This is a genomic window from Candidatus Aquicultor secundus (genome assembly GCF_002791875.1).
Lineage (GTDB): Bacteria > Actinomycetota > Aquicultoria > Aquicultorales > Aquicultoraceae > Aquicultor_A > Aquicultor_A secundus.
The window spans coordinates 1-8,996 of record NZ_PFNG01000226.1 but is presented as its reverse complement, the minus strand read 5'-3'; the positions used below and the strand labels follow the sequence as shown (position 1 = coordinate 8,996).

Genomic DNA, 8,996 nt, shown 5'->3' with positions numbered 1-8,996 from the left:
GGTTTTTCCTATTCACCGATTCACCAATTAACTGTTTTTATACCATTCCTACGGTTACTTCGCTGAACTTTTGGGAGATGAGGCGAGAGACGCCGTCGGCTTGCATGGAGACTCCGTAGAGGGAATCGGCCACTTCCATGGTGCGGCGCTGGTGGGTGATGATGAGAATCTGGCTGTCCAGTTTTATTCGGTTAAGAAGTGCGATGAAACGTTGTAGGTTGACGTCGTCGAGGGCGGCTTCGACTTCGTCGAGGATGTAGAACGGACTTGGTTTTGTCTGGTAGAGGGCAAATGAGAATGCCAGCGCTACAAGGGATTTTTCTCCGCCGGAGAGGAGCGAGAGGCGTTGTAGCTTCTTTCCGCCGGGTTGGGCGATGATATCGACTCCGCTGTTTTGGGTGTCGTCGGGGTCTGTTAGGATGAGTTCGGCGTGACCTCCGGGGAATAGGGATGCGGCGACCGCCTGGAAGCTCTCGTTTACCTTCTCGAAGGTTTCGACGAAGCGGGTTTTCATCTTTTGCTCGATGGCGCTTATTACCCGAAGAAGCGCGCGTTTGCTTCGCTGCAGATCTTCGATTTGCTCCATAAAGAGCTTGTGGCGGTCTTCGAGCTGGGTATACTCTTCGACGGCTATCGGGTTGACCGGGCCAAGCACGGCGATTCTGCGGCGCAGGGCGGATGCCTCTGCTTCGGCCTCCTCCCTCTCAACGGCCAATCCCTTTTCGAGGGCTTTTTCGAGGGGTACATCGTATTCATCAACGACTTTTTGAACCGCTGACGTTACTTTTAATTCAAGCTGCGCCTTTTTAACTTCGACTTCATGAAGTTGTCGGATAGTGTTTTCGACGCGATCGCTGGTCTTGTTTGCATCAAGCTGGCTCTGCCGCAGGTCTTGGCGCAGGTCTTCGAGCGATCCTTCTTCAAAAAGGGTCATCTCGCTGATCTGGTCGTGCCTGAAGATGACCGATTCTAAAACCTGCTTAAACGCCGACCTAAGAGGCGCGATATGTGCGTGGAGTTTTACCAAATAATCGAGAAACTCCCTCTCCTTTTCCATCTGGATATCGAAGTTATTGAGTTCCTTGTTTATGCCGGGAATTCGTCGGGCGTTATGCGAAATTCGCTCGTTTAGGGACTCGATATCGACCTTTACTTTACCAAGCTCAACTTTTAGACGGGACTCTTCCTCTAGATAAGACTCGCGTGATTTTGTTGAATCATCAAACGTAAACTGCAACGCCGCTAGCTTGTCCTTCTGAACCTTGTATTCCTGACGCAGGCGCAGGATACTTTCGCTCTCTTCTTTAAACCTTTTCTCAAGCGAGTTGACTTTGGTGCGAAGGGCTTTTTCCTGATCGGTGAGCTTTGCTACTTCGGGCTCGGCATCATCGAGCGACTGCTTAAGGTTCGATTTATCGACTTTCTTCGTTTGGAGACTAGCCCAGATGTCGTCCTTTTGGGTTGTAAACCGATCGAGTTTTTGCCGTATTTCGTCCTGTGCGGCCTCGGTGGTTTTGATCTTTTTTTCCACATCGGCGATGACTGCGTTCATGTCATCGAGTTCCCGCTGGTATCCAAGGATACCGATGGCCTCACTGGCGGCACCGAAGATTATTTTTCCGTTAGGAAGAACCACCTCGCCATCGCCCGTAACCAGGATCTCGCCCTCGGTTCGCTCTTGCAGGGTGAGCGCCGTATGAAAATCCGGAACGATGTAGACGTGACTTAAAAGAGCGCTGACGGCGTATTTGAACTCGCTTGGATATGTTATGACATCAAGCGCCCAGGTCGCCATGGGTAGCCTGTTTGTGGGGAGTTTAAAACGCGCACGGTCGCTTGCAATAAAGGATGTGAGGCTTAACGATTCCACATCTTTAGCGCTCACAAGCTTTTTCAAACTGTCTGAGTTTTCGAGCACAACGCAGAAAATATCCCCGCCGAGAACGGCTTCGATTGCGCGCTCATACTCGGGTCGGACTTGGATGGCATCCTTGAGAAGCCCGATAACTTCAGGCATGTCGATTGAACCGAGCGATTCGGCGACATCGTTGAGCGTCGGGAATGAGCCTATGATATCTTCGAGGGCTTTTATCCTGGCCTTTAAACCGGCGAGTTCCTGTCTGAGTTCACCCTCGGCCATACGTTTAGTTTCGAGTTCGGCCTTAAGCTGGTCGATGACCATGGTAAGTTCGTTGAATTGAAACTCGAGCCGCGTTATCTCGATGCCCGTGACCTCGGTGTCACGCTTCTTTTGCTCGATGCGCTGATAGAGATCGGTCTTGCGTTTTACCAGCAAACCAAGCTCGTTTTTCAGGAAGATGAGCTGGTTTTCGGCGGTATGGATGGAAAGCTGCAGCTCGTTTACCCCGTGCTGGTAGCTATCGGACATACGGGCTTCGGCTTGGACTTTTGCTTTAAGCCCGGCTATGGATTCCTCGATATCCTGCCGCTTTTTATAAACATCTTCAACCTTGCCTTTTAACTCGATCAGGATTGAGGAGTTCTTATCGATCTCGGAGGACAGCGCCGCTTTCTGCTTCTCGAGCCAGCGTTGCTGATCGATGAGGCTGTGTTTTCGCTGCTCGCTTTGGGAGATGGTATGCCTGATCTCCCCTATTCTTTGATCGATGTTCTTGGCTTTTTCATCCAGGAGGTTTACGTTAGAGCGAATTTTCTCCTCGTCGGATTGGAGCTTGCGTCGTTTCTCGCTAATATCGCCCGAGTAAAAATTCTTGGTCTCAAACTCGAGTTGCAGTTTCTCGGCTTTTGTGTGCTCGGCTGTAAGGTCTTCTTTTAGCTGCATGAGCTGCTCTTTTAGGTTAGCTTCATGGGATACTGCGGTTTCCCAATCGTCTTGCAGCTCGTTGAGGTCGATAATGGCTAGCCCTATTTCGAGTGAGCGCAGCTTGCTGTTTAAGGCAAGATATTCCTGGGCCTTGTTGGCCTGGTTTTTTAAGGGTTTCAACTGGCGACCGATTTCCTGGGCGATATCTTTGGCCCTCTGGAGGTTTGCATCCATCGATCCCAGTTTCTTCAAGGCTTTTTCCTTGCGCTTCTTGTGTTTGAGGATACCGGCGGCCTCCTCAATTAGGAGGCGTTTATCATCCGGCTTGCTGTTCAGGGTCTCTTCTAATCGCCCCTGGCCTATTATCGAGTAAAGTCCTTTGCCCAGGCCTGAATCGGACAGCAATTCCTGAATATCAAGGAGCCGGCACGGCGAGTTATTGATATAGTAGTCGCTTTCACCCGAGCGGTAGAGGCGACGCGTAATCGTGACTTCGGTGAACTCGATTGGAAGAAGCCCGTCGGTGTTGCTCAAGGTTAGCGAAACTTCGGACATACCGAGCGCTGCGCGCGCGGAGCTTCCGGCAAAGATGACATCATCCATTGAGCCGCTTCTTAAAGAGCGCGGGCTTTGCTCGCCGAGCACCCAGATGACGGCATCGCTGATGTTGCTCTTGCCGCTCCCGTTCGGACCGACGATCGCGGTGACGCCGGTTTCAAACCGTAGGACCGTTCGTTCTGCAAATGATTTGAATCCACGCAACGTCAACGATTTTAGGTGCAACTACAACTCCTTAAGATCAACAATCGGTGCTGCTTCAAATGTTTAAATACTGCTCGATTTCAAAGCTATTGCTATTTATCAACCATTATACAACAGGAGTCAGAAGCCAGGAGCTAGAATTCAGGATAAAACCTTCTTCTTATAGTAGCTTGGCCACGCCTAAGCGCTGGCCAGTTGCAATCACTCTAACTGCACCCGAGATTCTTCAGTCGCTTCGCTCCTTCAGAATGACACCCAAGCTCACTCTTCTTTACAACCCGCACACTACCTACTGCATACTCCCCTACAGCCTACTTTGCCTCGAACTTGACGAGTGCTTGTTTTGCGGATTCTTGCTCGGCTTTCTTTTTGCTTTTGCCGACGCCCTGGCCCCAGGCCTCATCGTTTATATAGACTTTGACGACGAAGTTGCGATCGTGGACAGGACCGAATTCGTCTACGGTGCGATATCTTGGTATGTTACCGTATTTGGCCATGACGAGTTCCTGGAGCCGTGTTTTTGGATCCCCGAACTCGCCAAGCGATGCGCGCTCATCGATGAGTTCTTTAAAGTTTCTAAGGATGAATTCCTTTGCGGTGTCCGTCCCCCGGTCGAGATAGATCGCGCCGATTATCGCTTCGAGGGCATCCCCAAGAATTGAAACGCGGGTTCTGCCACCGGTTTGCTCAGCGCCTTTTCCCATCAGCAGGCATTCGCCTACATTCAGATATTGTGCTATTTCCGCCAGGAAGTTGGCGTTAACGACGTTTGCCCTTAGTTTTGCGAGGTCCCCTTCATTGAGGCTGGGAAATTTATGATAGATATACTCTGTTACGATTAAACCAAGGACCGAGTCCCCGAGGAACTCGAGTTTTTCATTTGTCTCGGGAAGCTCTTTTTCGAAACTATATGACCTGTGGCTTAACGCCTGAAATAGCAAGTGTTTGTCTCTAAACTGTACGCCGAGATATTGCTCGGCTGTTTGCAGGTTCTCTGGTAGCGACATCATCTATTCCTCAAACTTCTTTATAAGTAAACTTGCGTTGTGCCCGCCAAAACCAAATGAATTTGAGAGCGCTGTGTTTATGTCTTTTATTATCGCTGTGTGCGGTACATAGTTTAGGTCGCATTCCGGATCGGGTGTATCAAGATTTATTGTCGGAGGTATAACGCCATCCTTAATTGCGAGAGCGCAGGCGATGAGTTCGATTGCTCCCGCTGCGCCAAGCAAATGGCCGGTCATCGACTTGGTCGAGCTGATCGGCAAATCGTAGGCATATTCCCCGAAGAGTTCTTTTATCGCTTTGGTTTCTGCTATGTCTCCTGCTTGGGTGCCTGTGCCGTGGGCATTGATGTAATCGACCTCTTCGTTTGTGATGCCCGCTTCTTTGATTGCCATGTCCATAGCCCTCATTGCACCTCGTCCGCTTGGATCGGGTTGGGTTATGTGATATGCGTCCGCTGTAGCGCCGTAGCCGATGATCTCGGCGTAAATCGTGGCGCCTCTGGCTTGTGCATGGCGTAGTTCTTCGATAACCAGAATGCCCGAACCTTCGCCCATAACAAAACCATCACGGTCGACATCGAAGGGTCTGCTGGCCTTTTCGGGCTCATCGTTTCTGGATGACAGAGCCCTCGCAGCGCAAAATACGGCCACTCCAAGCGGCGTTACGGAGGCTTCCGCACCGCCGGTAAGCATCACATCCGCGGTACCTCGTCGAATCGCCTCGAACGCCTCACCGATTGCGTGACTGGCAGAAGCGCAGGCGGAAGTGGTGCATACATTTGGTCCGCGTGCCCCTAATACTATTGAAATCTGCCCCGCCGCAAGGTCGGTTATCATCATCGGTACTACGAAGGGGCTTATCCGACGCGGTCCCTTTTCGACAAGAATCCGGTGTTGATCTTCCATGGTCCCGAGTCCGCCGATTCCCGAACCGACGATGACGCCCACTCTATCTGCAATATCGGGGGTGATTTCCAGGTGCGCGTCCTTTACCGCAAGTACGGCTGCGGCTACGCCAAGCTGCTGGAAACGGTCCATGTGACGCGCCTCTTTATGCCCTACGTAGTCCGATGGCTCAAAATCACTTACCATACCTGCCATCGTAGTCGGATAGTCCGTTGTATCGAAGTTGGTGATGGTTTTGATGCCCGATTTCCCGTTAATAAGACTTGTCCAAAAATCGTCTTTTCCTGTGCCGACCGGGGAGAGTAGGCCTAATCCTGTTACAACAACCCTTCTATCCATAGATACCCACCGGACTTACTGCTTGTTCATATTCTTGCACCAGGTTCTTAATTATCTCCTTTACGGATAATATCTCTTTTATCTCGCCGATGCGTTCGCCGCAAAAGACGAGACCGTTTTTCAAATCGCCCTGACGGCCTTTCTCTAAAGCATCTATGATGCAGTAGTTCTTCTTGCAGTCTTTAAGGCAGCTGACGCAACGGATCTTTGGCTTGTTGTCGCCGTGGGCCTTAAGGTTTTTGACAAATTCTGTCATAACGGCACGTGCAGGCATTCCGACCGGGCTTTCGATTAGCGTGACGTCTTCCGGTTTTGCATTGATGAGCGCTTGTTTCCAGGCAATATCAGCGTTTGATTCTTCACTGACCGCAAAGCGTGAGCCCATCTGGACACCGCTCGCCCCCATCGAAAGCGCCCTCGCAATATCAGCGCCATGTAGAATACCCCCCGCCGCGATTATCGGGATACCGACCGATTTAACGATTCTCGGCAGTATCTCCCACGTTGACTCATGGGTGGTGCCAAGGTGGCCGCCGGCCTCTTTCCCCTCAAGGACAACGGCTGAGGCGCCTAACCGCTCGGAAAGTTTTGCCGCCTTTTCGCTCGATATAATAGGTACGAACGGCACTTTGCCCTCAGCGCACCACTTAAAAGCGTCGCGAGAAAAGCCCGCGCCCGCTACTATAAGGTCGATTCTCTCTTTGATAGCGGCTTTCACCAGGTTTGCAAACTCTTTTACGGCGACCATCACATTGATACCGATGATCCCATCGGTTAGCGATCGGGCCTCTCGTATATTTTCAATTAGCTCAGGAGGCTTAATGCCCGAGGCCGCTATAAGGCCTATCCCGCCTTCGTTTGCAACAGCGGCCGCCAACTTTGCCATAGAAATGCGAACGGCCATTCCGCCCTGCATAATCGGCACCCTGGCAGTCAGGTCGCCTATTTTCAGGCTTGGTAAGCTCATATGTGTTCCTTTAATTCTTTTAAGGGAAACAAATTACTTTATCGTTCCTTTAATTACATTTTCTTCAAGACATAACTAACGACATCCTCGACCGTGCCGATAGACTCGGCGTCCTCGTCGGGGATCTCGATATCGAACTCCTCTTCCATAGCCATGATAAGCTCGACTATATCGAGGCTGTCCGCTCCGAGATCATTAACAAATGAAGTAGACATCGCTACTTCGCCCTCGTCTACACCAAGTTGCTCGACGACTATGTCTTTTACTTTTGAGAAAATTTTATCGTCTGCCACAAAAGACACCTCCTTTCGGAAATATCAGATTAATTTACATTTTCATGCCGCCGTCGACAACCAGTACCTGGCCGGTTATATAGCGCGAGTCCTCTGAAGCCAGGAATGCCGCGGCGCTTGCTATGTCGCTCGGCTCGGCAAAGAAGTTGAGAGGGATTTGAGCGAGCGCTTTTTCGCGCGCCTCGTCCGGCAACTTCTTTGTCATCTCGGTCTCAATAAAGCCCGGGGCGATTGCGTTCACCCGTACGTGTCTGGTTGCAAACTCTTTTGCGAGGGCTTTAGTCAAACCGATTATGCCCGCCTTGGACGCCGCATAATTCGCCTGTCCTGCGTTTCCTGCCACTCCGATCACCGACGAGATGTTTATAATCGAGCCGCTACGTTGCTTGAGCATGATTTTTGCGGTTGCCTGGGTTACGTTGAATACTCCGTTTAGATTGGTATTAATAACAGCGTTCCAATCATCCTCTTTCATACGTATAAACAGGCTGTCCCTAGTGATGCCGGCATTGTTTACAAGGATATCGAGCGAGCCCAGTTGCTTAGCGACCTCGTTTACGACCTCTTCCATCCGTTCCTTATCCGTGACGTCGGCTTTATGAAAGAACGCATCGACGCCGCACTCTTTTATGGCGGAGATAACAGGGGTTGCCGCCCGTATGTCGCGTCCGGTGAAAACGATACTTGCCCCTTCCCGTGCAAGCCGTATGCAAATGGCAGCTCCGATTCCTCGGGTACCGCCTGTTACCAGGGCAACTTTGTTGTCTAGTCTCATAAGGTTCCTCTACGCCTTTTTTAATCGGTCGATTGCTTTTGCCAAAAGAGGAGGATTCTCGGTCGCAAATACTTCAACCTGTTTATCGATCCTCTTAATTATCTTTGAGAGCACCTGGCCGGGCCCGACCTCAACGAATGTTTTGATGCCGAGACCGATCATTTGCTCTACGGACTGTTGCCATTTTACGGATGACGATATCTGCGTTTGCAGGGCGTTTCTTAATTCTACCGCATCTATAACCGGATGCGCCAAGGTATTCGGCACAACGGGGATATCGGCGCCCAGGAAGATATAGCCATCCAGGAACGCCCGAAAATCATCCTCAGCGGCCTGCATCATAGTCGAGTGGAACGCACCGCTTACCGGCAGCATTACCACTTTTTTTGCGGCGCTCATAGATAGTGCGTCCGTTGCCAAATCGGCCAGCCCCGCCTCAACGGATACGACGATTTGGCCGGGACAGTTATAATTGGCGACGGAGATCGTTCCCCGGTTCGAGAGGTCGGAAACAATATCTTCGACCGCGCGCATATCGGCCCCAAGCAGGGCGAGCATCCTGCCGGGATATTTTGCGGCTGCCTTGCTCATCAGCTCGGCCCTCTTGGCGACTATCTGAAGGCCGTCAGAGAACTTGAGTGCATTGGCTGCGCTTAAGGCGCTATACTCGCCAAGGCTGTGCCCCGCAATAACTTGCGGTTTGAAGCCGGTATCTTCGATTATCTTATAGATGGCATAGCTAAGGATATAGATGCATACCTGAGTGTTGCCTGTGTCGTTGAGTTTATCAACCGGCCCGTTAAGGCAAGTCTCAAGATAATCCACTCCAAGTATTTCATTCGCCCGGCCAAAGGTCTCGCGTACGATTGGGTAGGCTTCAAGAAGCTCTTCCCCCATTCCCACATATTGCGATCCCTGACCCGGAAACACAAATGCTACGCCGTTCTTATATGCCACTACTGATCGTTCCTTTTATTAATAGCTGCCAGCTTTCAGCTAAACCTTCATCTTGTAGTTGCTTTGTCAAAGCTTAAACCCTTTTACTTCTTAACAAAGAAACCGCACCCAAGATTCTTCACTTCGTTCAGAATGACAGTTTTAACTTTACCTGCCTATAATATTTTTAACATATCTCTTTCCAGATTCTTCACAACGCTTCAGA

At 50.6% G+C, this 8,996-nt stretch carries 7 protein-coding genes; all 7 read right to left on the bottom strand.

Going from position 1 to position 8,996, the window contains the following annotated elements:
* Window positions 1-37: 37 nt before the first annotated feature.
* Window positions 38-3,568, bottom strand: coding sequence for a chromosome segregation protein SMC (smc, locus tag COY37_RS09640; RefSeq protein ID WP_286977391.1), 3,531 nt, complete (start codon window positions 3,566-3,568; stop codon window positions 38-40).
* Window positions 3,569-3,858: 290 nt separating this feature from the next.
* On the bottom strand, window positions 3,859-4,557 hold the full coding sequence (rnc, locus tag COY37_RS09635; protein WP_286679261.1) for a ribonuclease III: 699 nt from the start codon (window positions 4,555-4,557) through the stop codon (window positions 3,859-3,861).
* The gene (gene fabF / locus COY37_RS09630; RefSeq protein WP_286679260.1) at window positions 4,558-5,799 is read right to left on the bottom strand and encodes a beta-ketoacyl-ACP synthase II; all 1,242 of its coding nucleotides are present in this window, start codon (window positions 5,797-5,799) and stop codon (window positions 4,558-4,560) included.
* Window positions 5,792-6,766: an NAD(P)H-dependent flavin oxidoreductase gene (locus COY37_RS09625; protein WP_286679259.1), complete on the bottom strand. Its 975-nt coding sequence runs from the start codon at window positions 6,764-6,766 to the stop codon at window positions 5,792-5,794. Before COY37_RS09625 ends, fabF begins: the two co-directional genes overlap by 8 nt.
* A 53-nt stretch (window positions 6,767-6,819) precedes the next feature.
* A complete protein-coding gene (gene acpP / locus COY37_RS09620; RefSeq protein ID WP_353682476.1) occupies window positions 6,820-7,044 on the bottom strand; it encodes an acyl carrier protein in 225 nt (74 codons plus the stop codon).
* Between the two features lie 49 nt (window positions 7,045-7,093).
* Window positions 7,094-7,834, bottom strand: coding sequence for a 3-oxoacyl-[acyl-carrier-protein] reductase (gene fabG / locus COY37_RS09615; protein ID WP_286679257.1), 741 nt, complete (start codon window positions 7,832-7,834; stop codon window positions 7,094-7,096).
* 9 nt (window positions 7,835-7,843) lie between these two features.
* The gene (gene fabD / locus COY37_RS09610; RefSeq protein ID WP_286679256.1) at window positions 7,844-8,791 is read right to left on the bottom strand and encodes an ACP S-malonyltransferase; all 948 of its coding nucleotides are present in this window, start codon (window positions 8,789-8,791) and stop codon (window positions 7,844-7,846) included.
* Between the last annotated feature and the right edge of the window lie 205 nt (window positions 8,792-8,996).

What these genes read in the sequence shown, in the direction of transcription:
- rnc (WP_286679261.1), bottom strand. Translation starts at nt 4,557, where the DNA reads ATGATGTCGCTACCAGAGAACCTGCAAACAGCCGAGCAATATCTCGGC.
- fabF (WP_286679260.1), bottom strand. Translation starts at nt 5,799, where the DNA reads ATGGATAGAAGGGTTGTTGTAACAGGATTAGGCCTACTCTCCCCGGTC.
- fabG (WP_286679257.1), bottom strand. Translation starts at nt 7,834, where the DNA reads ATGAGACTAGACAACAAAGTTGCCCTGGTAACAGGCGGTACCCGAGGA.
- COY37_RS09625 (WP_286679259.1), bottom strand. Translation starts at nt 6,766, where the DNA reads ATGAGCTTACCAAGCCTGAAAATAGGCGACCTGACTGCCAGGGTGCCG.